The sequence below is a fragment of the Wenyingzhuangia sp. IMCC45467 genome, assembly GCF_054111205.1.
Genome location: NZ_CM134196.1, coordinates 47,501 through 73,520 on the forward strand (window position 1 = coordinate 47,501; position 26,020 = coordinate 73,520).

Sequence of the window (26,020 nt, forward strand, 5' to 3'; positions counted from 1 at the left end):
AGATTTACAAAAATCTAATACAAAATATAGATCTTTAGATAAATCAGTTTTAATGGGAATTTATGTAGGGAGACTGGCTTTTAAATCATCTGGATGGAATAGTAGTTCAAACTTTGGAATTAATATTGGTTCTTCTAGAGGAGCAACTGAATTATTTGAGGGTTTTTATGATGATTTTTCTAAAAATAATTTAGGAAAAACACACCCTTTAACTTCTCCAACCACAACTTTAGGAAATTTATCTACATGGATTGCCGATGATTTACAATCTAAAGGACCAACTATTTCTCATTCAATAACCTGTTCTACAGGTTTACATGCGGTTTTAAATGGTGTTGCTTGGATTAATTCTGGCATGTCTGATAAATTTATGGTGGGTGCTACTGAGGCTCCTAATACTCCATTTACGATTGCTCAGATGCAAGCTATTAAAATTTATGCTGAAAGTATTTCAGACTCCTATCCTTGTAAAGCTTTAGATTTGAAAAAAGTACGAAATACCATGTGTTTAGGAGAAGGTGCAGCTGTTTTTTGCTTAGAAAAGGGACTAAAAAATAATGCATTGGCTTTTATTGAATCTGTAGGGTATGGGACAGAGAAACTAACACATAATGTCTCGGTTACTGATGAAGCAGAGTGTTTTCAAAATTCAATGAAAATGGCTTTAAAGAACTTAGAAGGGAATATTGATGTTGTTGTTATGCACGCTCCTGGAACTATTAAAGGAGACCTATCAGAAATAAAAGCAATAGAAAAAGTTTTTGGAAAAAAACAACCTGCTATTACTTCTAATAAATGGAAAATAGGACATACATTAGGTGCTTCAGGTTCTTTAAGCATGGAATTAGCAATGTTAATGTTAAAGAATCAAAAGTTTATAGGAATTCCTTATTTGCTTGATTTAAAAGAACCTACTAAAATAGAACGTATTATGGTGAATGCAGTTGGCTTTGGAGGAAATGCAGTAAGTATTGTTTTAAAGAGAAATACAAAATAAAGAAGCATTTTTTAGTACTTTTACCGAATCAATTAAATGAAACTTATGAGTGAAGTAAGACACAATTGGACAAAGGAAGAAATTTTAGAGATATACAATAAACCACTAATGGAGCTTTTATACGAAGCAGCAACCCTTCATAGGTTACATCATGATCCTAATGAAGTTCAGGTATCTACTTTGTTATCTATTAAAACTGGTGGATGTTCTGAGGATTGTGGATATTGTCCACAAGCAGCACGTTACCATACTGATATTGAAGGAAATGATTTAATGCCTGTACAACAAGTAAAAGCTCAAGCGCTAAGAGCTAAGGCATCAGGGTCTTCTAGAGTGTGTATGGGAGCATCTTGGAGAAATGTAAAGGATGGACCTGAATTTGATGAAGTGTTAGAAATGGTAAGAACCATTAATAAACTAGATATGGAGGTATGTTGTACTTTGGGAATGGTTACTGAAAACCAAGCTCAAAGATTGGCAGAAGCAGGTTTGTATGCATATAATCATAATTTAGATTCTTCTGAAGAATATTATAAAGAAGTAATTTCTACAAGAGGTTTTCAAGATAGATTAGATACTATTGACAATGTTAGAAAAACTAATGTAACCGTTTGTTCTGGAGGAATTATTGGAATGGGAGAGTCTATAGAAGATAGAGCAGGAATGTTAGTTGCCTTATCAACATTAAATCCACAGCCAGAATCTACACCAATTAACGCATTAGTTGCTGTTGAAGGTACTCCTTTAGAAGATCAAAAACCAGTAGAAATTTGGGATATGATTAGAATGGTAGCTACTACAAGAATTGTATTGCCAGAAACACAAGTGAGGTTATCGGCAGGTAGAACTCAAATGAGTCAAGAAGGACAAGCATTTTGTTTCTTTGCAGGAGCCAATTCTATTTTTGCAGGAGATAAGTTGTTAACGACACCTAATCCTGATGTAAATGAAGATATGAAATTGTTTGAAAAGTTAGGATTGAATCCTATGAAGCCTTTTACAAAAAAGGTACAGCCAAAATCAGTTTCGGCAGAAGATTCTAAATATCAAGCATTAGGTGAAAACCCTAAGTGGACAAGACCTGAACATAAAATTGATAGAAACGAAGAAGCTAAGCAAAAAGCTAAAGAAATTAGAGCAGCTGAAAAAGCATAGTTTGTTTTTTTATAAGTATAAAAAAAACTCGTAGAGATATAAATTCTACGAGTTTTTTATGTTAAAAGGTATTGTTGAGCAAGTTTTGTGAAATTTGTAATTTCATTTTCTTTCCATTTATTACTTTTGTTTAAGAGTTGTTGCATAATTGTAGCTACCGTTTCTGTAGCTTCTATACTTGCTTTGGCATCTAAGAATAATAAACGAATTCTTCTGGCTAAAATATCTTCAATAGTTTTGGCATCTTCTTTTTGTACAGCCCAAACTATTTGAACTTTTAAATAAGGATGATTAGGATGGATTTTTTCTTTTAGTTCAGAATTAGAATTGTACAACTTTTTCATAAGTTTTTCATCTGTTCCGTATATAGACAACGGGCTCTCTTCTGTTTTTTTCTTTCGATGTCCATGTATGTTTAAAAATTCAGTTTCAGATTTTATAAAAGGAATTACTGCTACCATAGTAGCTTTGTCTACCACATCTTCAGCCATTTTTCTATAGGTTGTCCATTTTCCTCCAGCTATACTAATTAACCCATTTTTACTAACTTCAATAACATGTTCTCTAGAAATTTCTGAAGTATCATTTGCATTTCCACTCTTTACCAAAGGACGTAAACCTACAAAAACACTTTTTACATCTTTTTTAGTAGGGTTTTTAGTTAAATATTTGGCAGCATGTGTTAATAAAAAATCAATTTCTTGATTTTGTGGTAAGGGTTCTGATGAATATTCTGTTACTGGAGTGTCGGTAGTCCCTATTAGAATTTTATCATGCCAAGGAACGGCAAATAAAACACGGCCATCATCGGTATGTGGAATCATAATAGCAGTATCACCAGGAAGAAATTCTTTTTCTAAAACAATATGGATTCCTTGACTACTAGTCATAATTTTATGAGTTGTTTTGATATCTTTTTGTCTGATGGTATCAGAAAAAACACCTGTAGCATTTATGACGGATTTTGCAGTAATTGTGTATTTCTCAAAAGTAAAAATGTCTTGAATAATAGCACCATCAATTAAACCTGCTAAGTTTTTTGTAAACTCTAAAAATTGAGTGTAATTTAAAACTGTTGCCCCTTGTTCTTTGGCTGTTTGCATCATGTTAATGAGCAAACGAGTATCATCAAATTGTCCATCATGATAAATGACTCCTCCACGTAAACCATCTTGGGTAACTGTAGGAATATATGCAACAGTTTCTTCTTTAGAGATCAATTCAGAATCACCAAAACCTTCTTTACCAGCCAACCAATCATATAACTTTAAGCCAATGCCATAAAAAGGACTTTCCCACCAGTCGTACGTAGGAACAACAAACTTTAAATCGTGTACAATATGTGGTGCATTTCTTTTTAAAATAGCACGTTCTTTTAACGCTTCTAAGACCAAAGAAAAATTTCCTTGTTGTAAATACCTTACACCTCCATGCACCAACTTGGTACTTTTACTAGAAGTTCCTTTTCCATAATCATCCTTTTCTACTAATAAAGTTTTGTAACCTCTAGAAGCAGCATCAATAGCAGTTCCAATTCCAGTTGCACCACCTCCAATAATTAAAATATCCCAATGAGTATTTTCAAGTTTTTGTTTCATAAATATATGGTTATGATGGTTAACTTAAATGTAATACTTTTTAAGTTGATAACTATTTTGTTTGTATGATAAATGAACGATTATTTACGTGATATATTTTGTATTTTTAAACCTTCCCAAAACACAATAGATGTACTTAATTTTTGATACAGAAACAACAGGTTTACCTAAGAGTTATAAGGCTCCAATGACTGATACTGAAAATTGGCCTAGGTGTATACAAATAGCTTGGCAATTGCACGATGATATGGGATGTGTAATTGAGCATGATAATTTTATGGTACAACCAGATGGGTTTAACATTCCATTTGATTCAGAAAAAATACATGGTATTTCTACTGATTTGGCTTTAGAACAAGGGATTTCTTTATATGAAGGATTAGAGAAGTTTAACAAAGCTTTGTTAAAAACAAAATTCTTGGTAGGTCAAAATGTTACATTTGATGTAAATATTATGGGAGCTGAGTTTATTAGAGCTGGAATAACTCCCAATTTTAAAGTATTTGAGTTTGATAGTTTTGATTTAGAGTCCTACAACTTTAATACAAAAATCCCTAAAAATAGACCTCTTGCTATTGATGATTTATTAGAAGAGGATAAAAACACGCTTGGAATTTTAGATACTTGTACAGAAGTTACGGCAAGTATGTGTCAAATTCCAGGAGGTAGGGGAGGAAAATTTAAATTACCAACTTTAACGGAACTCCATCATTATTTATTTGGAGTTGGTTTTGGAGAAGCTCACAATGCAACTGCCGATGTAGAAGCAACAACACGTTGTTTCTTTGAGTTGATTAGAATAGGTAGTTTTACTCAAGAACAGTTAGATGTAGATCCTTCTTATTTTACAGAATTTAAAACCATTAACCCTAAACCTTTTGAGGTTATTGGATTAAAACACTTAAACTTAAAAAAGGAAAGTGATAAAATTCGTAAACGCCAATCAGAACAGGCAGGAGCTAAAGGAAAGGGGATAAATGTAAAAGAAAGTTTAGCTAAATTAGAAGAAGTTTCGTTTGCACATTTACACAATCATACTCAATACTCTATTTTACAATCCACCATAGAGATAGGAGCTTTGGTTAATAATGCAGGAAAACACAAAATGTCTGCTGTTGCTATGACAGACACTGGTAATATGATGGCAGCTTTTCATTTTACCAATGCAGTAGCAGGATATAACAGTGGAATTAAAGCTAAAAAAGCAGAAGCAGAAGAAAAAGGAGAGGAATTTGATGAAAAAGAACTTGTTCCTATAGTAGGGTGTGAGTTTTTTGTGTGTGAAAATCATTTAGATAAAACCAAAAAAGACAACGGTTATCAAGTAGTTATGCTTGCTAAAAACCGTAAAGGATATCAAAATTTAGCAAAAATGTCCTCAACAGCTTTTGTTGATGGGTTTTACTATGTTCCTAGAATTGATAGAAAAGTTGTAGAGCAATATAAAGAAGATGTAATTGTTTTAACAGGAAATTTATATGGAGAAGTTCCAAGTAAAATTTTAAATGTAGGAGAAAAACAAGCTGAGGAAGCTTTGTTATGGTGGAAAGAACAATTTGGAAGCGATTTGTATATAGAGTTAATGCGACATGGTCAGGAAGATGAAAATGTGGTAAACAAAGTCTTGTTAGAGTTTTCTAAAAAGCACGATATAAAAGTTGTAGCTACCAATAATACTTTTTACATAGATCAAGAAGATGCAAATGCACATGATATTTTATTATGTGTAAAAGATGGAGAAAAACAAGCAACGCCTATTGGTAGAGGAAGAGGCTATAGATACGGATTACCCAATGATCAGTATTATTTTAAGTCTCCAGATGAAATGAAAGAACTGTTTGCTGATGTTCCTGAAGCAATTAGTAACATTCAAGAATTAGTTAATAAAATTACTCCTTTTACATTGGCAAGTGATGTATTGTTACCTGCTTTTAATATTCCCGATGAATTTAAAGATTCTAAAGATTTAGAAGATGGAGGAAAAAGAGGAGAAAATAATTTTTTAGGACATTTAGTCTATGAAGGAGCAAAAAAGAGATATGGTGAAATTACTCCCGAAATAAAAGAACGTTTAGATCTTGAATTAGATGTAATTGCCAAAACTGGATATCCTGGATATTTTTTAATTGTAGAAGATTTTATACGTGCAGCTAGAGAAATGGGAGTTTCGGTAGGTCCAGGACGTGGATCGGCAGCAGGATCCGTGGCAGCATATTGTTTGTGGATTACTAATATAGATCCTATTCAGTACGATTTACTTTTTGAGAGATTCTTAAATCCAGAACGTATTTCCATGCCCGATATTGATATCGATTTTGATGATGAAGGACGTGGACGTGTTATTGATTATGTAATAGATAAATATGGAGCCAATCAAGTAGCACAAATTATTACTTATGGTACCATGGCTGCAAAATCATCTATTAGAGATACTGCTAGAGTATTAGATTTACCTTTGTTTGAAGCCGATAGAATTGCCAAGTTAATTCCTGGTATGAAGCTTAAAAAAATATTTGGATTAGATGATAAAGAGCTAGCAGCCAAGTTACGATCCGAAGAAATGGAAATGGTCAATGAACTTAAGCGTATATCAGAAGGAGAGGGCTTAGAGGCTGAAACTATTAACAAAGCTCGCGTGTTAGAAGGATCGGTACGTAATACAGGAATTCATGCTTGTGGAGTAATTATTACTCCTGATGACATTACCAAGTTTGTTCCTGTATCTGTAGCTAAGGATTCGGACATGTATGTAACTCAGTTTGACAACTCCGTGGTAGAAAGTGCAGGGTTGTTAAAAATGGATTTCTTGGGGTTAAAAACACTAACCCTTATTAAACATACTTGTGAAATTGTAAAAGCTAGGCACGGGGTAGAGTTAGATCCAGAGTCTTTTCCAATTGATGATGAAGAAACATATAAGTTATTCCAAAGAGGAGAAACCGTAGGGATTTTTCAATATGAATCTCCTGGAATGCAAAAATATATGCGTGAATTAAAACCGACAGTTTTTGCGGATTTAATTGCTATGAATGCCCTATATAGACCAGGACCATTAGAATATATTCCAAGTTTTATCAACAGAAAACATGGAGTAGAAGAAATTTTATATGATTTACCTGCCGAAGAATATAAAAATAGATTAGCAGAAACCTACGGAATTACTGTTTATCAAGAGCAGGTAATGTTGTTGTCTCAAGATTTGGCTGGCTTTACTAAAGGTCAGGCCGATACCTTGCGTAAGGCCATGGGGAAAAAGCAAATTGCTGTACTGGCTAAAATGAAACCTTTGTTTATTGAACAGGCTGCTGCAAAAGGACATGATGCTAAGGCCTTAGAAAAAATATGGAAAGACTGGGAAGCATTTGCATCTTATGCTTTTAACAAATCTCACTCTACCTGTTATGCTTGGATTGCTTATCAAACGGCTTATTTAAAAGCACATTATCCTGCTGAATATATGGCGGCTGTGTTGTCAAATAACATGAATGATATTAAACAGGTTACCTTTTTTATGGAAGAGTGTAAGCGAATGGGATTAACTGTTTTAGGACCCGATGTTAATGAATCTTATGCTAAGTTTTCTGTAAATGATGAAGGGGCTGTGCGTTTTGGAATGGCTGCTATAAAAGGAGTGGGAGGAATTGCTGTTGATGGAATTATAAATGAAAGAAAAGAGAATGGACCTTTTGCTTCTATTTTTGATGTTGCCAAACGTGTTGATTTAAGAACTTGTAATAAAAAGGCTTTTGAAGGTTTGGCTTTGGCAGGTGGTTTTGATTCTTTTGGAGAAGTACATAGAGCACAGTTTTTTGCTACAGATGAAAAAGGAATGACTTTTTTAGAAAAAGCAATGAAGTTTGGACATGCTTATCAAGAAAGTATTAATTCTGCTCAGGTATCTTTATTTGGAGAGGCTTCAGATGTACAGTTACCAGAGCCTCAAGTACCACCTTGTGAAACTTGGGGAACAATGGAGTTGTTATCAAAGGAAAAAGAAGTGGTAGGAATTTATATTTCAGCACATCCTTTAGATGATTATAGAAATGAAATGAAGTTTACCAACTGTGGAGTAAGCATGTTTAAAGATGATTTAAAAAATCATGTTGGTAAGAATTTTTCTTTTGCCGGAATATTAACTAGTGCTGAGCATAGAATAGCTAAAAACGGAAATGGATGGGGGTCTTTTATTATTGAAGATTATACAGATTCTCACGAGTTTAGATTGTTTGGTGAAGATTATATGCGTTTTCAGCATTTGTTGGTTCCAAATTCATTTTTGTATTTAACAGGGACTATTCAAAGAGGATGGATGCAAAAAGACGGTAGTGTTGGTGAGCCTAGAATTAAGTTTTCGGACTTTTCTTTATTATCAGATGTGTTAGATAAAAAATGTAAAAAAATTACTTTTAAACTAAGGTTACATGAGATTAGAGAAGAAAGAATTGAGCAATTAGTAATGTTATTATCTGGATTTACAGGAGAGGGAGCAAAACAAACTGTTAGTTTTAATTTGATTTCTGATAAAGACAAAATAGATATTGAAATGCCATCAAGAACTTATAAATTAAACATGAATGCAGATTTGTTTAATTATTTAGACAAAGAAGGTTATGAATATAAGTTAAACTAGTATGTAGTTAAAAAGAAAAAAGCGTTTACAAATTATTGTAAACGCTTTTTTTATAAGATATATTAAAAAGAAATTTTTTTATTTTTTATGAAGTTGTTTTAGAAATTTTTTCAGGAATACCTGATCTAATACATAAAGGTTTATTAATTGTTTTTATCCATGCATATAAGGTATAGCATTGAGAACAAGTATATAAGTTCATAAAGAACAAAAGTCTAGATCCACTTTTTCTTCTTCTTCTGAATCTTAAGGTAGAATTACAACAAGGACAGTGCTTTTTCTTCATAATTCAATAGTTTAGTTGGTACAAATTTATAATAAATAAATATTATACGCATTGATATTTGTTAATAATAAATATGTGTTTATAACATGTGTTTTTCTATAACTTCTGCAACCCCATCATTATTGTTTGAAGAAACAATTAAATTTGCACAGTTTTTTAATTCAGGAGTTACGTTATCAACCCAAACACCTAAACCAGCAAACTCAACCATAGTCAAATCATTTTCGGCATTTCCCACTGCAATGGTTTCTTCTTGTTTTATTCCTAGTTTATCAATTAATCTTTTTAAAGTAGCAGCTTTGTCTATACCCTGTGGCATTACTTCTAAAAAGAAAGGTTTAGATAAAGAAATACTTAAGTCAGCACGATTAAGTTTAAGTTTTTCTTCAACCTTTTTTAAATATGTAGGGTTTTCAAGTAGTAAACATTTAACACAGTTTTTGTTAATGAAATTCTTAATATCATTAACAATTACAAAAGGCATCCCTGTAATTGTTTTCTCAACGTCTATATATTCAGATTCCTGAGTTCCTATAATTTTACCATCAAAATAAGTAATAAAAGCTGTTTTGTTCATTACGCTAAAATCATACAAATTATGAATGTCTTTAACGTTTAGTGTTTGTTCAAAAATACATGTTTCGTCTTTCATGCTTATAAGTTGACCACCGTTAAAGGAAATAATAAAAGAATTGTATTTGTCTAACTCTAGTTCTTTAGCATAATTAACCATTGCAGGTGTAGGCCTTCCAGAGGCAAGTACAACATATTTTCCTGCTTCTTGTGCTGCTTTAATAGCTTTTTTATTTCTTTCAGAAATGGTATGATCATCTTTTAGTAAAGTATCATCCATATCTAATACAATCATTTTATAATCTATCATTAATATCCTTTTTAAAAGTAGTTACAAAGGTACTTAGATTTTAGGTATAGTTAGTTTTAAGAGATGAGATAAGTAAAAAAAATGCGATAAAGAAAAAAAACATTAGAATGATTTTCTAATGACTAAGTACAATTTAATAACAAAACGGATAACTTTCTATTTAAAAGATAAATAAGGAAATATATTCTTACTTGTTTTGGTAATGAGTGAGTAAATATTTATTATTTTTGCATTTCATTTTCAACCTCAAAAACACCTAGAATATGAAACGCGATCAAATTATTTTTGATTTAATTCAAGACGAAAAAGAAAGACAATTAAAAGGAATTGAATTAATTGCTTCTGAAAACTTCGTAAGTGAACAAGTTATGGAAGCTCAAGGTTCTGTTTTAACAAATAAATATGCTGAAGGGTATCCTGGAAAAAGATACTACGGAGGATGTGAAGTTGTTGATATTGTTGAACAACTAGCTATTGATAGAGCAAAAGAATTATACGGTGCAGAGTATGTAAACGTACAACCACACTCTGGATCACAAGCAAACGCAGCCGTTTATTTTTCTGTATTAGAACCAGGAGATAAAATTTTAGGGTTTGATTTGTCTCACGGAGGTCACTTAACACATGGTTCTCCTGTAAACTTTTCAGGTAAAATTTACAAGGCAGTACACTATGGTGTAGACAAAGAAACTGAGGTTTTAAACTATGATAATATTTTAGAAATAGCAAAAGCAGAAAAACCTAAAATTATTGTAGCTGGTGCTTCATCATATTCTAGAGATATAGATTTTGCAAAGTTTAGAGAAATTGCAGATGCTGTTGATGCTTATTTATTGGCTGATATTTCTCACCCATCAGGAATGATTGCAAAGGGAATTTTAAACGACCCAATGCCACACTGTCACTTTGTAACGACTACTACTCACAAGACTTTAAGAGGTCCTAGAGGAGGGATGATTATGATGGGAAAAGACTTTGAAAACAAAGATGGAATTAAGTTAAAGAATGGTAATTTAAAAATGATGTCTGCCATTATCAATGGAGCAGTATTCCCAGGAATGCAAGGAGGACCATTAGAACACGTAATTGCAGCAAAAGCTATTGCTTTAGGTGAAGCTTTAACAGATGAGTATTTACACTACCAAGTTCAAGTTAAAAAGAATGCAGCAAGATTAGCAGCTGAGTTAGTAGCTAAAGATTATAAAATTATTTCTGGAGGAACAGACAACCACTGTATGTTAATCGATTTAAGAAATAAAGATTTATCTGGTAAAGATGCAGAACAAGCATTGGTAAAAGCAGATATTACAGTAAACAAAAACATGGTTCCTTATGACACTCGTTCACCATTTGTAACTTCGGGTATTCGTTTAGGAGCATCTGCAGTAACTACTCGTGGTTTAAAAGAAGATGATATGGCTGTAGTAGCTAACTTTATTGATGAAGTAATTAATAACTTTGAAAATGAAGAAATATTAGAAACTATTGCTGGTAAAGTAAATGAGTTTATGCAAGATAGACCATTATTTCAATGGTAATATTTTTATAAAATAAAACATAAAAAGCCGCTAATTAAAGCGGCTTTTTTTTATTTGGGAGGTAATGTTTCTATTTTTTTCTGGTGATATAATTTACCAGTGTCTTTGGTATAATCACAATCTTGAAAAATTCCACAAGAGGTATTTGCTCTTACTAAAGACTTGTGGTTTTGTAGTTTAGATAAGGCTTGTATGTTTTCATTTAAATATTTCATAATTACTTTTTTATAATAGGTCAACTTTTTTGGTGCAAACTTACAGTAAAAAAGAAATTATAAGATGATTTTTTTGTTATTAAAATGATAAGCTACGTGGACCTTGACCAGATTCTTTTACTAAAAAAATATTATAATCAGATGAGCTTTTAAAAATTCCATCTGATAAGGAACGATTAACCAAGGATTTATTGCTCACTGTTTTGGTTATAGACTCAATGTGTTTGTTTAAATATTTCATAATATAAAATGTTTAGATAATAATTAATTTACTTTGTTAACAGGCTTTGTTGCTTTCAAGGTAATTTTTTACAACAGGACTATTATAATCGCAATTTTGAAATATACCACAAGATGTTGAACGATTTACCAAAGATTTTTCGTTAGCTCTTTTACCAATTTCTTCAATGTTTTTGTTTAAGTATTTCATCATTTAAATATTTTTAATGAGTACATGTATTTTTTTACTATTGTTGTTTTATATTTTACTATGCTCAATAGAGTTTTTTACTACGGGGCTATTATAATCACAATTTTGAAATATACCACATGAGGTTGAACGATTAACCAATGATTTTTCATTAGCTCTTTTACCAATTTCTTCGATGTTTTTGTTTAAATACTTCATGATTTTTTGTGTTTATTATTAGTAATATTTCATATAGTAAAATTAGAAAACACAGACAGTAAACTAACTGCGTTATAACAGTTTAACTTCATCTTTTTATCAATGAGGTTGATGAATAACAACATGTTTTATAGCAGTTTAACTACAGTTATAGACTTATTTAATACATTTGACACAGATATTATTTATATGTTAAAAGAATTACAATTACACTACGGGCATCTTTTTGAAAAAGAGTTGTTAGAAGAAATAGAAAATGTAGCGACATTAAAAAAAGTCCCTGCAGGTACTAAGTTAATGGATATTGGGCAGTACATTATTTCTATGCCTTTATTAATAAAAGGGGCTATTAAAATATTAAGGGAAGATGATGATGGGGATGAGTTACTCTTGTACTTTTTAGAAAAAGGGGATACTTGTGCTATGACAATGACTTGTTGTGTAGGAAATCATAAAAGTGAAATTAGAGCTATTACAGAGTTAGATACTGTTTTGGTTATGATACCTGTAGAAAAAATGGAAGAATGGACAGGAAAGTATAAAACTTGGAGACAGTTTGTTTTTGATAGTTATCATAATAGATTAATGGAATTATTAGAAACCATAGATAATATCGCTTTTAAAAAAATGGATGAAAGATTGCTAAAATATTTAAAAGATAAAGTTGCTGTTACAGGAAGTTCTATAATAAAAAGTACTCATCAAGAAATTGCATATGAATTACATACTTCTAGAGTTGTAATTTCTAGATTGCTTAAAAAGTTAGAGAAAAATAAAGTTTTAATGCTTCATAGAAACTCTTTAGAATTGTTATAAAACAAAAAAGCTTCTCTTTTAAAGAGAAGCTTTTTTGTTTGTGTTGTTTAGAATTATTTGTTTTCTAATTCATCAATATGCCTGTCATGGAATCCTAATAAATAAAGTACACCGTCAAGCCCTAAACTAGAAATAGAACTTTCTGCACTTTCTTTTACTTTCGGTTTTGCATGGAAAGCAATTCCTAAACCAGCCAAACTTAACATTGGTAAGTCATTAGCACCATCACCAACAGCAATAGTTTGGTTGATGTCTATTCCTTCTTTTTGTGCAATTTCTTTTAATAATTCTGCTTTCTTTTTACCATCTACAATTTCTCCTAAATATCCACCTGTTAAGGCACCATCTTTAATTTCTAATTGGTTGGCAAAAACATAATCAATACCCAATTCTTTCTGTAAGTATTCACCAAAATAGGTAAATCCTCCAGATAAAATAGCAGTTTTAAACCCGTAATATTTTAAAGCTTTAAACAATCTGTGAGCTCCTTTAGTAATAGGTAAGTTAACAGCTACATCTTGTAATACATCTTCGCTTAATCCTTTTAACAAAGACATACGCTTTTTAAAACTTTCGTTAAAGTCAATTTCTCCACGCATAGCAGATTCTGTAATGGCAGAAACTTCTTCTCCAACACCTGCTAACTCAGCTAATTTGTCAATTACCTCAGCTTGAATTAAGGTAGAATCCATATCAAAACAAACCAAACGTCTGTTTCTACGATAAATGTTGTCTTCTTGGAAAGCGATATCTACATCTAAATCTCTAGAAATTTGCATGAATTTAGAAGTCAATTGTGCTTTGTTAATGATTTCTCCTCTTACAGACAATTGTACACAAGAACGTGGATAGTCTACAGGTTTTACTAAAGATGTTCTTCCTGTTAAACGTTTAATGGCATCAATGTTTAAACCTAAGTCAGACATTTCTTGAGTTACAGCAGCTACTTGTTTTGCAGCCAAATATTCTCCTAAAATAGTTACGATATAACGTTGTTTTCCTTGTGCTGCTACCCAACTTTCGTAGTCTTCAAGTGTTATAGGAATAAACTTAACGCTAATTCCTAATTCGTATCCTTTAAATAAAAGATCTTTCAAAACAGGAGCAGCATCGTGTCCTGCTTTTACTTCAAATAAAATACCTAAAGATAAAGTGTCGTGTATATCAGCTTGTCCTATATCTAATATAACAGCATCATACGTAGCTAAAACAGTGGTTAATCCTGCAGTAACTCCCGGCTTATCTTGTCCAGAAACTTTTAATAAAATAATCTCTTTTTCTGTCTTTGCCATTGTTCAATGTGAATTTATTTTCAAGGCGTAAAAATCGTTAAACTATTGTTCATATAAAAGTATAATAGCTTGTTTTTTTACATGTACCTATTGTACTGTAACTTTTGTTACTGCCTAGTTATTATAATGCCCATATTTTTGTTTGAAATTAAATACAAATGAATTTTAAAATTCCAATTTTAGAGTGGTTACCTAAGTACAATAAAACTTTTTTTAATGGTGATGTTTTTGCAGGAATTACAGTTGGAGTTTTGTTAATTCCACAAGGAATGGCCTATGCCATGATTGCTGGTTTACCTCCTGTTTTTGGGTTGTATGCAGCTTTGGTACCTCAAATTATTTATGCTGTAATGGGAACATCAAAACAATTAGCTGTTGGGCCAGTTGCCATGGATTCTTTATTGGTGGCTAGTAGTTTATCTGCTTTGTCTATAACTAGTTTAGACGATTATATTTCTATGGCTGTTTTTTTAGCATTGTTTACAGGAGTTATTCAATTGTTAATGGGATTCTTAAAAATGGGATTTTTGGTAAATTTTTTATCAAAGCCAGTGATTAGCGGATTTACTTCTGCTGTAGCCATTGTTATAGGTGGGAGTCAAATAAAAAACATAACAGGAGCATCTGGTACTAGCGATATTATTACAACGCTAAAAGAGGTACATTTAATAACACTAGTTATAGGAGTTTCTGCCATTGTGATTATTTTTTTAGTAAAAAAATACCTGCCTAAAGTTCCATCAGCTTTATTGGTAGTGTTTTTGGGAGTTGTAATTACGTATGTTTTTAATTTACATGAATTTGGAGTAGAAATAGTAAAAGAAATTCCCAAAGGACTTCCTGTGTTCCATTGGCCAAGTTTTAGTAAGTCACCAATATTAACATTAACTCCTATGGCATTAACTTTAGCTTTGGTTGGTTATATAGAGGCTAGTTCAATAGCTAAATCTTTAGATGAAAAAAATGAAGAAGATCAAGTAGATGCTAATCAAGAATTAAAGGCTATGGGTTTGTCTAATATTGCAGGATCTTTTTTTCAATCGTTCCCAGTTACCGGAGGTTTTGCTAGAACGGCTGTAAATTATCAGGCTGGAGCAAAAACAGGAATGGCTTCCTTAATTTCGGCATTGGTAGTTGGACTAACCTTATTGTTTTTTACTCCATTATTTTATTATTTGCCTATGGCTGTATTGGGAGCAATGATATTGGTATCTGTTTTTAATTTGATAGATTTAGAATATCCTAAAGAGTTATATAAATATCAAAAAGATGAATTTTACCTATTGCTAATCACTTTTGCTTTTACTTTATTTTTAGGGATTATTCAAGGAGTTTTAGTAGGAATTATTGTGTCGTTGCTGTTAATTATTTACAAAAGTTCTCAACCACATATAGCTGTTTTGGCAAGGGTAGGGAATAGTAATTATTTTAAAAATATAGCAAGATTTCCATCAATAAAGGAAAGAGAAGATTTGTTAATTATTCGGTTTGATGCACAATTGTATTTTGGAAATAAGGATTATTTTAAAAAGAGATTATATCAATTAATAAATAAAAAAAAGAATACAATAAAGGCAGTTATCATCAATGCAGAAGCTATTACTTATATAGATAGTACAGCAACAACTATGCTAATTCGTTTTATAAAAGAATTAAAACAGCAACAAATAAAAATAATGATAACAGGAGCCATAGGACCTACTAGAGACATATTGTTTAAAAATGGAATTATAGCTGTTTTAGGTAAAGACAACTTGTTTGTAAGAACTTATGAGGCTGTAGATTGTTTTGATGGTATTGTTTGTAAAGATGATTTGCAGAATCAAATATGTCAGCAAATTATAAAATAACATGTAACATAAGTTACTGTAGTAAAAAGACCAACTACTTAATTTTATAACATAAATACAAAAACAGAAAGATGAAAATAGAACAAATTTATACAGGATGTTTGGCACAAGGTGCTTATTATATAGAAAGTAATGGAGAAGTAGCAATTATAGATCCGTTAAGAGAAGTACAGCCTTATATTGATATGGCATCTAAAAATAACGCTATAATTAAATATGTTTTTGAAACACATTTTCATGCAGATTTTGTGAGTGGCCATGTTACTTTATCAAAAAAAACAGGGGCTCCTATTGTTTATGGCCCTAATGCTAATCCTACTTTTGATGCCATTATAGCCAAAGATTATCAAGAATTTAAGTTAGGAAAAGTTACAATTATGGCTTTACACACTCCAGGGCACACTATGGAATCTACCACTTATTTGTTAAAGGATGAACATGGAAAAAACCATGCTTTGTTTACAGGAGATACTTTGTTTTTGGGAGATGTAGGTAGACCCGATTTGGCACAAAAAGCTGCGAGTATGACCCAAGAAGAATTGGCAGGAACTTTATACACTAGTTTAAGAACTAAAATAATGCCTTTAGAAAATGAGTTGATTATTTATCCTGGTCATGGAGCAGGTTCGGCATGTGGAAAAAATTTGAGTAAAGAAACAACAGGAACTCTTGGTGAGCAAAAAGAAACAAATTATGCTTTAAGGGCAGATATGACTCAAGATGAATTTGTAAAAGAAGTTACCAATGGTTTAACTGCTCCTCCTCAATATTTTCCATTAAATGTAAAGATGAATAAAGAGGGGTATGAAGATATTGCAGATGTAATTGAGCAAGGATCACATGAGTTGTTACCTGAAGAATTAGAGTTACTGGCTAATGAAACTGGAGCTTTGGTATTAGATGTAAGAACCCAAAAAGAATTTGCAAAAGGTCACATTCCTAAATCTATTTTTATAGGAGTTGATGGAAGTTTTGCTCCGTGGGTAGGTGCTTTAATTGGTGATGTAAAACAACCTATTGTATTGGTAATTCCAGAAGGAAGAGAAGAGGAAACCATAACACGTTTATCTAGAGTTGGTTTTGATAATACTTTAGGATATTTAAAAGGAGGATTTGAGACATGGAAAAACTCAGGGAAAGAGTATGATACAGTAAACCAAATATTACCCAACCATATTAAAGATACTTTTACGGAAAAAACAGCTATTTTTGATGTTAGAAAACCATCAGAATATTTATCAGAAAGATTACCACAAGCTATAAACACTCCTTTGGATGATATAAATAACTATTTAAAAGATTTTCCAAACAAAGGGATGTTTTATATTCACTGTGCAGGAGGGTATAGAAGTATGATTGCAGCTTCTATTTTAAAAAGTAGAGGAATTCATAACTTTATTGATGTTTCGGGAGGTTTTTCTGCAATTAAAAAAAGTGGAGTAAAAACAACGGATTATGTTTGTCCGTCTACAATTAAATCATAAACTATGCGCATGTCTTATATAATTATATCAGTAATGGTTTTTGGACTTTTAGTAGTCTTTAAAACATTTGGACAACAAAAAGAAAATCAACTAAAGTATGATGATTTTAAAAAAGAGATCAATAAAAAAGGAACACAGTTGGTAGATGTAAGAACTGCTGCAGAATATAAACAAGGAGCTATTAACAAAGCAAAAAACATAAATGTTTTATCTGCTGATTTTTTAGAGAAAACCAAACAACTAGATAAAAATAAACCTGTGTATTTGTATTGCAGGTCTGGAAAAAGAAGTCAGAAGGCTTTAAAAATTTTACAGAAACATGGTTTTAAAGAAGTTTATGATTTAGAAGGTGGTTATTTAAATTGGCAATCTAACGGGAATTAAATAAAAAAAACAGACATCTTAATAATGTCTGTTTTTTTATTTACGAAAGTAAATTATTTAAATATCAATTATTGTTCTTTATTTCTTATTATCTTGAACCTTTTTAGGAAATAAAATACCAATGAAATCACTGTATTGTTTTATCGTATTATTGTTTTTAACAAATTTTATTGGAGCTCAAGAGTTACCTCCAATTCGTAAATATACGTCTAAAGATTATCATGCTGAAAATCAGAATTGGGCAATATCACAAGCAGAGAATAAATACGTTTACATAGCTAACAATAAAGGGTTGTTAGAGTATAATGGTGCTTGTTGGAATTTATATCCATCACCAAATCAGACAATCGTTAGGGCTGTTAAAGTCATCAATAATTATATATACATAGGTTTTTACAATGGTTTTGGTTTTTGGAAAAAAAATAATTTTGGGGTTCTAGAGTATAATTCCTTATCTAATGATGTTAATTTTTTAGAAGATGAACAAATTTGGCATATAGAAACTTTAGATGATTATGTGTTGTTTCAATCTTTGCAAAGAATTTATATATATCATTTAAAAACTAAGACCCATAAAATCATTCAGGTAGATTCTCAAATAACATCAATGTTTAAAGTGGATGATGTTATTTATTATCAGGAACATGAAAAGGGAATTTATAAGCTAGAAAAGGGAACTACATCCTTGGTATCAAAAAACAACTTGTTTTTAAAACATGATGTTGTGTCCATTCATAACTATAAGCATCAATTGGTTTTTGTTACAGCAAATAAAGGTATTTATAGTTTAGAAAATGGAGTTTTAAAAGAGTGGAATGTAGTATTAAATAAACTGATAAAAGATTATAGGCTCTATAGTAGCATACAATTAACTAATGGAAATTTGGCATTGGGAACTATTTCTAATGGAGTATTGGTTTATGATGAACAATTAGGTGTTAAATTTTTAATTAATAAAGAGAAAGGATTAAGTGATAATACTGTTTTAAGTCTTTTTGAAGATATAGACAATAATGTTTGGCTGGGCTTAGATGATGGAATAAATATTCTTAATTTAAATTCTCCTTTTAAAGTTTTTAAAGATACAAGTGGTGTTTTAGGAACCGTTTATACTTCTATAATTCACAATGGATTTTTGTATTTAGGAACCAATCAAGGTTTGTTTTGTAGAAAGAAAAATTCTCAAAATGATTTTGAGTTGGTAAAGAATACCGAGGGTCAGGTTTGGGAACTTAAAAATATTAATGGAGATTTATTGTGTGGTCATAATAATGGTACATTTATTATTAATAATAACAAAGCAGTATTGATAGGGAATATAATGGGAACATGGAAAATAACGCCATTATCTAATACTACTTTTATTCAGGGAAATTATACTGGTTTGTCTGTTTTTGAAAAAAAACAAGGAATATGGAAGTTTAAAAATAAGTTGAAAGGATTTGATGTTTCTAGTAGATATTTTGAAATTTTAGATAAGAATACATTGTTTGTAAATCATGAATATAAAGGTATTTATAAACTAACAATTAACGATAGTCTTACAAAAATAACTCAGGTTGATAAAATGACTTCTGTAGCCAAAGGACTTCATTCATCTTTATTAACTTATAAAGGTGATGTTTTATATTCTTATCAAAACGGAATTTATAAATATAACAAAGAAAAAGATTTATTTGTAAAAGATACAGTTTTATCAAGTTATATCTCATCAGAAAATTATACTACAGGAGTATTGATTAATATGCCTTTAGTAGATAAATTATGGGGTTTTTCTAAAAAAGAAATATGTTATATAGAACAAGGGACTTTAAGTACTCAACCTATTATTCATCGTATTTCTATGCCTTTATCATTAAGAAAAGGTGCTTCTGGATATGAAAACATATGTAAACTAACCAAGGATACTTATTTATTAGGAACTTCTTATGGTTATATTGTTGTAAATATAAATGATTTAAACGCACATCAAACCCATAAGATAACAATTAATCAAATTCAAAATTCTACGTTAAATAGCAATTCTGTTTCTGTTGATATGACAAAAAATATAGTTTTTAAAAACAATCAAAACTATTTTAAGTTTATGTGCAGTGTCCCTGTTTTTAATGAGTTTTCAGAAATTGTTTATCAATATCAGTTACAAGGGTTAAGTAATACTTGGAGTGATTGGAAATCTAACGGAACGGTGGTTTTTGAAAACTTACCTTATGGTAAATATTCATTTAAAATAAAATCAAAAGTAAATGGAAAGCTTAGTTCAAACATTGCTTTTTATGATTTTACAATAGCCAAACCTTGGTACTTAACCACTATTATGTTATTGCTGTATGGGGTAGTTATTGTTTTGTTTTCTGTTTTTATGCACATTATTTATAAAAAACATTATGCCAAACAAAGAGAAAGATTATTGTTAAAAAAACAAAAGGAGTTTGAGTTACAAAAATTAGAAAACGAGCAAGAATTAACTTTGTTAAAAAATCAAAAACTAGAAGCTGATGTAGCATTAAAAAACAAAGAGTTGGCAAGCTCTACTATGAATATTATTAAGAAAAACGAATTGCTAAATAGCATAAAAAAGGAGTTGTTAAAAGGAGAACCTAAAAACATTAATACTGTTTTAAAAATTATTGATAAAAGTTTAAAAAACACAGATGATTGGAAACTTTTTGAAGAAGCATTTAATAATGCTGATAAGGATTTTATAAAAAAAATAAAAACATTGCATCCATCATTAACTTCAAACGACTTAAGACTATGTGCTTATTTAAGATTGAATTTGTCTTCTAAAGAAATAGCCCCTTTGTTAAATATTTCAGCCAAAAGTGTAGAGGTAAAAAGATATAGATTAAGAAAAAAAATGAACTTAACAAACGATGAAAATTTAGTAGATCATATTTTAAGTGTTTAGATTTAAAATTATTAAACTACTTAACAAACCTGTTTACTTTTAATAGTATTCAGGTTTTTTTATGTCTTTAATTATATAAATCATAGTTTTTTAAAATATATAAAAACACTACAAATAATAATATTACCTATACAGTACCACTACAATCATATATTTTATAATAACTAAAATATGTTTAGTCGGCTGTAAAACAAAGGGTTTCGTTTGGTTTTAGGTGTTGTATGTTTTTTGTAGGGTGTTATTTTTATAAACAGAAACAGCTATAGGTTATTTTTGTAATAGCATCAATCCAAATTAATAAATTAATTAAAAAGCCTACCCTGCTTTATTATTAAAACAGTCAATTTTCTACATATAATAAAGGATAAGTTATATGTAGAAAATGACTATAAAATTTAGAATATGAAAAAAAGAATCAAACAAATTAGTACAGTCATCATTTTGCTAATCACATTTTCTTGTCAACAAAAAGAATCTTTAACATATAAAAGCAAAGAACTTTCTGTAGATAAAAGAGTAGAGGACTTATTGTCTAAAATGACCTTAGAAGAAAAAATTGGACAAATGAATCAGTACAATGGTTTTTGGAACGTTACAGGACCTACACCTAAAAAAGGAAACGCAGCTAAAAAGTATGAAGATTTACGTAAAGGTTATGTGGGATCTATGTTAAATGTAAGGGGAGTAGATGAGGTTAGAGCAGTACAAAAAATTGCAGTTGAAGAAACTAGATTAGGAATCCCTTTAATTATAGGGTTTGATGTTATTCATGGTTACGAAACCATGAGTCCAATTCCCTTGGCTGAGGCGGCAAGTTGGGATTTAGAAGCTATTAAAAAATCTGCAGAAATGGCGGCTTTAGAGGCATCAGCAGTTGGAATTAACTGGACATTTGCTCCTATGGTAGATGTTTCTAGAGATGCTCGTTGGGGTCGTGTGATGGAAGGTGCGGGAGAAGATACTTATTTAGGAAGTAAAATTGCTTATGCAAGAGTTAAGGGGTTTCAAGGAGATGATTTGTCTAAAGAAAATACCATTGTAGCTTGTGCCAAACATTTTGCAGGATATGGTTTTGCAGAAGCAGGTAGAGATTATAATACGGTTGATGTAGGAACTTCTACTTTATACAATACTATTTTTCCTCCATTTCAAGCAAGTATAGATGCTGGAGTAAAAACTTTTATGAATTCTTTTAATGATTTGAATGGAATTCCAGCAACAGGAAATGCGTTTTTACAAAGAGAGATATTAAAAAAAGATTGGAGTTTTGATGGATTTGTAGTGTCAGATTGGGGATCTATTGCAGAAATGATTGCTCATAGATATGCTAAAAATTTAAAGCAAGCAGCAGAAATTGCTATTAATGCGGGATCTGATATGGATATGGAATCTAATGCTTATGTTGATGAGTTGGCTAATTTAGTTAAAGAGGGTAAAGTAAAAGAATCTTTGATAGATGATGCAGCCAAACGAATTTTAAAAGTAAAGTTTGAATTAGGTTTGTTTGATAATCCGTATAAGTATTGTGATAAAGAAAGAGAAAAAGAAGTTATAGGAAGTAAAGTTGTAATGGATGCTTCTTTAGATATGGCTAAAAAATCAATTGTGCTGCTAAAGAACCAAAACCAATTATTACCCTTAAAAAAACAAGGTCAAAAAATAGCTGTTATAGGAGCTTTGGCTAATGATAAAACAAGTCCTTTAGGAAGTTGGAGAATTGCAGCAAAAGACAGTACAGCAGTATCTGTTCTAGAAGGTTTGTCTGCTTATAAAGAGAATACAATTATATACTCAAAAGGAACAGATGTTGCTTTGGGAAAAGTAGATTTTGGAACTGAAGTTAAACTTAATACTACAGATAGAAGTGGTTTTAACGAAGCCAAAAAGGTAGCTAAGAATGCAGATGTTGTGATTATGGTTTTAGGAGAACATGGTTTTATGAGTGGAGAAGGACGTAGTAGAACAGAACTTGGTTTGCCTGGTTTACAGCAAGAGTTGTTAGAAGAAATTTATAAAGTAAACCCTAACATTGTTTTGGTTTTAAATAATGGTAGGCCTTTAACATTAGGTTGGGCAGATGCTCATATTCCATCAATTTTAGAATGTTGGCAATTAGGAACACAAAGTGGAAATGCTATTGCTCAAGTATTATATGGTGATTACAACCCTAGTGGAAAATTGCCTATGAGTTTTCCTAGAAACGTAGGGCAGGTACCTTTGTATTACAATTACAAAAGTACAGGTAGACCAACCTTGCCAGCAAAAGATATTGTGTTTTGGTCTCATTATCAAGATCAAAAAAATGATGCTTTGTATCCTTTTGGTCATGGATTGAGTTATACTCAGTTTAAATATCAAAACTTAAAAATAACGCCTATAGATAACAATTATAAACTAACGGTAGAAGTAACAAATACAGGGAAGCTATCTGGGAAAGAAGTAGTGCAATTATATGTTAAAGATGAGTTTGCAAGTATAACAAGACCAGTAAAAGAATTAAAAGGGTTTGAGTTGGTTTTTTTGCAACCAAAAGAATCCAAAACTATAGAGTTTAATTTATCAGAAAAAGAATTAGGGTTTTATAACAACAATGGAGTGTTTATAGTGGAACCAGGGATGTTTAAAGTTTTTGTTGGAGGGAGTTCTAAAACAGCTTTAGATATAAATTTTGAATTAGAATAATATATATCTTTCTCTTAATTTTAAAAATCAGCTTTGACTTTAAATTCAATAGTTTCTTTAGATATTGGATGCGTTAAAGAAATATGTTCTGCATGTAAATACAATCTGTTATTTTTAGTCCCATACAAATCATCACCTATTATAGGGGTATTTAATCCTTTAGGATGTGAGGCATGAACTCTTAATTGATGGGTTCTTCCTGTAATTGGATAAAAATAAATACGAGTCTTATTGTTTTTTCTATCTAAAACTTTCCAAAGGGTTTTGGCTGGTTTTCCATGTTGGGAACAAACTAATTGTCTTGGTCTGTCATCAATATCTAAACGTAAAGGCAATTCAATGGTTCCTTTTTCCTCTTTTACAATTCCGTCTAACAAGGCAACATAACGTTTTTTTACTTGTCTTTTAATAAATTGGCTTTGTAATTTTTCATGGGTATTTTTGTCTAAGGCAATTAGCATAATTCCAGAAGTAGACATATCTAACCTATGAACAATAAGAGGACCAGTAGCATTGGGGTATTTTTGTTTGATACGTAAATAAACAGAATCGTTAATAGTTTTTCCTGGGACTGATAAAAATTCAGCAGGTTTATTTACAACCACCATATAATCGTCTTCAAAAATATATTCTAACTCTTTTCCAACAGCAGGATTGTCTAAAAGCGGATTTATATCTAAATCTATTCCGTTTAACATATGTCCTAAAATAGGTTTACATTTTCCTTGACAAGCAGGGTAGTAGTGTCCGTGTTTTCTAATTTCTGAATTCGGGGCTTTTCCCCACCAAAATTCAGCCATACAAATAGGAGTTAAGTTGTTTTCAAAAGCGTATTGTAATAGTTTTGGAGCTGCACATTCTCCTGCAGCAGCAGGTGGTGTTTGTAAAGGTGTTTCTTTAAATATTGGTAACAATCCTTTGGCAATTTTATCTTTGTTTAAAAACTGATATTGTTTAAAAAGATACTGCTGTAAGTGATTAGATTGTTCTTTTCTTATGTTTTTTAATTGTTTAATCTTGGTTTCAAAAACATTCAATTCTGCTTTTTTTTGTTGAATTTCTTGATCCCAAAAAAAAGTTAAATATCTCTTTTTTAGCTTGTAAGAAATGCTTTGATTGTCTAAAACTTTTAGTTTTTCTTGTAGCTCATCACCATTAAACTCTAGTTCAAGTTGCTTTCTTTTTTCTTTACGTTCTTTTTTAGCTATAATCATTTTTACACGTAAAGTCTCTTTCTCTTTCTCTGCAGTTTCTAGTACTTTTTTTAAGTTTTTTATAGTATTTAAAAAGTCATCAGCCTGTTCTAACTCCTCTATTTCTTTGGTTAAAATATTTAATTTTTCTTCTTCAATTTTATAATACCCATCTGTAGGGAGCATATCAAAAACTGGAGGAACAAAATAATGGTGAGAATTACTATCATTTAATTTACCAGAAACAGCAGCTAAAAATCCTATTTTGTCTTGTTGGTTTTTAACAACTAAAACGCCAAACATTTTCCCTGTTTCTGTAAAATTATCAATAAAATCAGTTTGGGTATTTAAATATGTCTGTAGTTGTTCTGCAGCTATTTTACTTAGTTTATGAGGTTCGTAATAAAAAGGATAAGTAAACTTTTTAGGAAGTAAAATATTAGAAATAGGTTGCTTAAAAAAATGAAAATGTTTTGGTAAAGACATTGTGAAATCAAAATTTATAGGCAAATATACAATTAGATTATTAAGAATTTTTTATCTAAACTTAGGTTTGTTCTTTTTAAATTTTATAAAACCATATAGTAATTGTTGACTAAATTTATTAGGCATTTTTTCATCACCTTCGTAGCCAAGTTTTAAATATTTATCAACTTCTGGAATGTAATTAGTTCTAAAAATATAATCCCAAAGACTTAAGCTAATTCCATAATTTACCCCATATTTTTTATGTTCTGGTAAATTATAAGCGTGATGATATAAGTGCATTACAGGATTGTTTAAAATATATTTTAAAGGTCCCCATGTAATGTTTAGGTTAGAGTGGTTTATATGCCCAATAATAATAGCAACAAAGTGAACAATGTAAGCTTGTTCAGGTTCAAAACCACCAAGTAACATAATAGCCAATGTTTTTAGAGGTTTGTATAGTATATTTTCCATCCAATGATAACGTAAATGAGCAGCAAAGCCCATTTCTTTTACACTATGGTGTACTTGATGAAATTTCCAAAAAGCAGGAATTCTATGTAATAATATATGGGTAATCCATTGAAAAAAATCGCTCAAAACAAAAAACATGATTAATTGTTGAGTAGGATTAAAGGATTTGATATCTATAATTGTAAGACTTTTTATAGAAATTCCGTATTCGTTAAACTTATTTCCAATAATAGTATACACTCCATTGATCACCAAAGCAAAGATGAAAAAGTTAAAAAACATATAGAAAAAATCTAAATCAAAATCTTTTCTAAAAATACTTTGGCGTTTTCTCCAAGGAACAAAAACCTCTAACAGCCATATAACAAAGGAAATAACAACCAAACCCCAAAAATAATTTAGGTACCATTCTGTTTTAAAAGTAATCATGTTCATGATCCAATACACGGTTCCGTAAAAGCTGTTTAAAAAAGTTTCCATGAAGTTAAAATAGAAATATATAGTTTGGCTGTAACAATTGTTACTGATGCTTGTTT

At 30.7% G+C, this 26,020-nt stretch carries 19 protein-coding genes (1 of these 19 only partly in view); 10 read left to right on the forward strand and 9 right to left on the reverse strand.

The genetic code is table 11. From position 1 onward, the window contains the following. Both ACXGQT_RS00250 and bioB read left to right on the forward strand, forming a co-directional pair. Nucleotides 1-997: the 3' portion of a beta-ketoacyl synthase N-terminal-like domain-containing protein gene (locus ACXGQT_RS00250; protein WP_457829435.1), read on the forward strand. Its footprint begins 170 nt before the window's first position; 997 of the gene's 1,167 nt are visible here — the last part of the coding sequence; its start codon lies off the left edge, out of view; the stop codon is at nucleotides 995-997. Between the two features lie 45 nt (nucleotides 998-1,042). Beyond that, nucleotides 1,043-2,152, forward strand: a complete 1,110-nt coding sequence (bioB, locus tag ACXGQT_RS00255) for a biotin synthase BioB (protein WP_457829436.1) — start codon at nucleotides 1,043-1,045, stop codon at nucleotides 2,150-2,152. Nucleotides 2,153-2,208: 56 nt separating this feature from the next. Here bioB and ACXGQT_RS00260 read toward each other — a convergent pair whose 3' ends face one another. Next, a complete protein-coding gene (locus tag ACXGQT_RS00260; protein ID WP_457829437.1) occupies nucleotides 2,209-3,750 on the reverse strand; it encodes a glycerol-3-phosphate dehydrogenase/oxidase in 1,542 nt (513 codons plus the stop codon). Between the two features lie 130 nt (nucleotides 3,751-3,880). Between ACXGQT_RS00260 and dnaE the strand changes: the two genes are divergently transcribed. After that, nucleotides 3,881-8,380, forward strand: a complete 4,500-nt coding sequence (gene dnaE, locus ACXGQT_RS00265) for a DNA polymerase III subunit alpha (protein ID WP_457829438.1) — start codon at nucleotides 3,881-3,883, stop codon at nucleotides 8,378-8,380. 85 nt (nucleotides 8,381-8,465) lie between these two features. On the opposite strand, the gene ACXGQT_RS00270 is transcribed toward dnaE, so the two are convergent. Together ACXGQT_RS00270 and ACXGQT_RS00275 are read right to left on the reverse strand one after the other, a co-directional pair. Beyond that, entirely contained in the window at nucleotides 8,466-8,666 is a 201-nt protein-coding gene (locus tag ACXGQT_RS00270) for a hypothetical protein (RefSeq protein WP_457829439.1), read from the reverse strand. A 79-nt stretch (nucleotides 8,667-8,745) separates the two neighbouring features. Continuing rightward, nucleotides 8,746-9,549, reverse strand: coding sequence for a Cof-type HAD-IIB family hydrolase (locus ACXGQT_RS00275; RefSeq protein ID WP_457829440.1), 804 nt, complete (start codon nucleotides 9,547-9,549; stop codon nucleotides 8,746-8,748). A gap of 263 nt (nucleotides 9,550-9,812) precedes the next feature. On the opposite strand from ACXGQT_RS00275, the gene glyA reads away from it, so the two are divergent. Next, nucleotides 9,813-11,087: a serine hydroxymethyltransferase gene (gene glyA / locus ACXGQT_RS00280; protein ID WP_457829441.1), complete on the forward strand. Its 1,275-nt coding sequence runs from the start codon at nucleotides 9,813-9,815 to the stop codon at nucleotides 11,085-11,087. 50 nt (nucleotides 11,088-11,137) lie between these two features. Here glyA and ACXGQT_RS00285 read toward each other — a convergent pair whose 3' ends face one another. The 3 genes from ACXGQT_RS00285 to ACXGQT_RS00295 all read right to left on the reverse strand — a co-directional run bounded on the left by ACXGQT_RS00285 (nucleotide 11,138) and on the right by ACXGQT_RS00295 (nucleotide 11,930). Beyond that, nucleotides 11,138-11,302 (reverse strand): hypothetical protein, encoded by a 165-nt coding sequence (locus ACXGQT_RS00285; protein ID WP_457829442.1) that lies wholly within the window; start codon nucleotides 11,300-11,302, stop codon nucleotides 11,138-11,140. Nucleotides 11,303-11,579: 277 nt separating this feature from the next. Beyond that, nucleotides 11,580-11,735, reverse strand: a complete 156-nt coding sequence (locus ACXGQT_RS00290; protein ID WP_457829443.1) for a hypothetical protein — start codon at nucleotides 11,733-11,735, stop codon at nucleotides 11,580-11,582. Nucleotides 11,736-11,780: 45 nt separating this feature from the next. Further along, the gene (locus ACXGQT_RS00295; protein WP_457829444.1) at nucleotides 11,781-11,930 is read right to left on the reverse strand and encodes a hypothetical protein; all 150 of its coding nucleotides are present in this window, start codon (nucleotides 11,928-11,930) and stop codon (nucleotides 11,781-11,783) included. A gap of 189 nt (nucleotides 11,931-12,119) precedes the next feature. Between ACXGQT_RS00295 and ACXGQT_RS00300 the strand changes: the two genes are divergently transcribed. Beyond that, nucleotides 12,120-12,746, forward strand: coding sequence for a Crp/Fnr family transcriptional regulator (locus tag ACXGQT_RS00300; protein ID WP_457830787.1), 627 nt, complete (start codon nucleotides 12,120-12,122; stop codon nucleotides 12,744-12,746). Nucleotides 12,747-12,799: 53 nt separating this feature from the next. Here the strand turns inward: ACXGQT_RS00300 and serB are convergent, their stop codons facing one another. After that, nucleotides 12,800-14,038: a phosphoserine phosphatase SerB gene (gene serB / locus ACXGQT_RS00305; RefSeq protein ID WP_457829445.1), complete on the reverse strand. Its 1,239-nt coding sequence runs from the start codon at nucleotides 14,036-14,038 to the stop codon at nucleotides 12,800-12,802. 158 nt (nucleotides 14,039-14,196) lie between these two features. On the opposite strand from serB, the gene ACXGQT_RS00310 reads away from it, so the two are divergent. The 5 genes from ACXGQT_RS00310 to bglX all read left to right on the forward strand — a co-directional run bounded on the left by ACXGQT_RS00310 (nucleotide 14,197) and on the right by bglX (nucleotide 23,349). Beyond that, on the forward strand, nucleotides 14,197-15,888 hold the full coding sequence (locus ACXGQT_RS00310; protein WP_457829446.1) for a SulP family inorganic anion transporter: 1,692 nt from the start codon (nucleotides 14,197-14,199) through the stop codon (nucleotides 15,886-15,888). A gap of 71 nt (nucleotides 15,889-15,959) precedes the next feature. Continuing rightward, complete coding sequence (locus ACXGQT_RS00315) at nucleotides 15,960-17,372, forward strand: MBL fold metallo-hydrolase (RefSeq protein WP_457829447.1); 1,413 nt, start codon at nucleotides 15,960-15,962, stop codon at nucleotides 17,370-17,372. A gap of 9 nt (nucleotides 17,373-17,381) precedes the next feature. After that, a complete protein-coding gene (locus ACXGQT_RS00320; protein WP_457829448.1) occupies nucleotides 17,382-17,756 on the forward strand; it encodes a rhodanese-like domain-containing protein in 375 nt (124 codons plus the stop codon). Between the two features lie 121 nt (nucleotides 17,757-17,877). Beyond that, nucleotides 17,878-20,667: a triple tyrosine motif-containing protein gene (locus ACXGQT_RS00325; RefSeq protein WP_457829449.1), complete on the forward strand. Its 2,790-nt coding sequence runs from the start codon at nucleotides 17,878-17,880 to the stop codon at nucleotides 20,665-20,667. A gap of 402 nt (nucleotides 20,668-21,069) precedes the next feature. Beyond that, a complete protein-coding gene (bglX, locus tag ACXGQT_RS00330) occupies nucleotides 21,070-23,349 on the forward strand; it encodes a beta-glucosidase BglX (protein ID WP_457829450.1) in 2,280 nt (759 codons plus the stop codon). 20 nt (nucleotides 23,350-23,369) lie between these two features. On the opposite strand, the gene ACXGQT_RS00335 is transcribed toward bglX, so the two are convergent. Then, entirely contained in the window at nucleotides 23,370-25,028 is a 1,659-nt protein-coding gene (locus tag ACXGQT_RS00335; RefSeq protein ID WP_457829451.1) for a pseudouridine synthase, read from the reverse strand. A 51-nt stretch (nucleotides 25,029-25,079) separates the two neighbouring features. Then, nucleotides 25,080-25,964 carry a sterol desaturase family protein gene (locus tag ACXGQT_RS00340; RefSeq protein ID WP_457829452.1) on the reverse strand — a complete coding sequence of 295 codons (885 nt, stop codon included), beginning with the start codon at nucleotides 25,962-25,964 and terminating at the stop codon, nucleotides 25,080-25,082. Between the last annotated feature and the right edge of the window lie 56 nt (nucleotides 25,965-26,020).

Excerpts from the sequence above, each read along its gene's own strand:
- bioB (WP_457829436.1), top strand. The coding sequence starts at position 1,043 with ATGAGTGAAGTAAGACACAATTGGACAAAGGAAGAAATTTTAGAGATA.
- ACXGQT_RS00260 (WP_457829437.1), bottom strand. The coding sequence starts at position 3,750 with ATGAAACAAAAACTTGAAAATACTCATTGGGATATTTTAATTATTGGA.
- dnaE (WP_457829438.1), top strand. The coding sequence starts at position 3,881 with ATGTACTTAATTTTTGATACAGAAACAACAGGTTTACCTAAGAGTTAT.
- ACXGQT_RS00270 (WP_457829439.1), bottom strand. The coding sequence starts at position 8,666 with ATGAAGAAAAAGCACTGTCCTTGTTGTAATTCTACCTTAAGATTCAGA.
- ACXGQT_RS00275 (WP_457829440.1), bottom strand. The coding sequence starts at position 9,549 with ATGATAGATTATAAAATGATTGTATTAGATATGGATGATACTTTACTA.
- glyA (WP_457829441.1), top strand. The coding sequence starts at position 9,813 with ATGAAACGCGATCAAATTATTTTTGATTTAATTCAAGACGAAAAAGAA.
- ACXGQT_RS00285 (WP_457829442.1), bottom strand. The coding sequence starts at position 11,302 with ATGAAATATTTAAATGAAAACATACAAGCCTTATCTAAACTACAAAAC.
- ACXGQT_RS00290 (WP_457829443.1), bottom strand. The coding sequence starts at position 11,735 with ATGATGAAATACTTAAACAAAAACATTGAAGAAATTGGTAAAAGAGCT.
- ACXGQT_RS00295 (WP_457829444.1), bottom strand. The coding sequence starts at position 11,930 with ATGAAGTATTTAAACAAAAACATCGAAGAAATTGGTAAAAGAGCTAAT.
- ACXGQT_RS00300 (WP_457830787.1), top strand. The coding sequence starts at position 12,120 with ATGTTAAAAGAATTACAATTACACTACGGGCATCTTTTTGAAAAAGAG.
- serB (WP_457829445.1), bottom strand. The coding sequence starts at position 14,038 with ATGGCAAAGACAGAAAAAGAGATTATTTTATTAAAAGTTTCTGGACAA.
- ACXGQT_RS00310 (WP_457829446.1), top strand. The coding sequence starts at position 14,197 with ATGAATTTTAAAATTCCAATTTTAGAGTGGTTACCTAAGTACAATAAA.
- ACXGQT_RS00315 (WP_457829447.1), top strand. The coding sequence starts at position 15,960 with ATGAAAATAGAACAAATTTATACAGGATGTTTGGCACAAGGTGCTTAT.
- ACXGQT_RS00320 (WP_457829448.1), top strand. The coding sequence starts at position 17,382 with ATGTCTTATATAATTATATCAGTAATGGTTTTTGGACTTTTAGTAGTC.
- ACXGQT_RS00325 (WP_457829449.1), top strand. The coding sequence starts at position 17,878 with ATGAAATCACTGTATTGTTTTATCGTATTATTGTTTTTAACAAATTTT.
- bglX (WP_457829450.1), top strand. The coding sequence starts at position 21,070 with ATGAAAAAAAGAATCAAACAAATTAGTACAGTCATCATTTTGCTAATC.
- ACXGQT_RS00335 (WP_457829451.1), bottom strand. The coding sequence starts at position 25,028 with ATGTCTTTACCAAAACATTTTCATTTTTTTAAGCAACCTATTTCTAAT.
- ACXGQT_RS00340 (WP_457829452.1), bottom strand. The coding sequence starts at position 25,964 with ATGGAAACTTTTTTAAACAGCTTTTACGGAACCGTGTATTGGATCATG.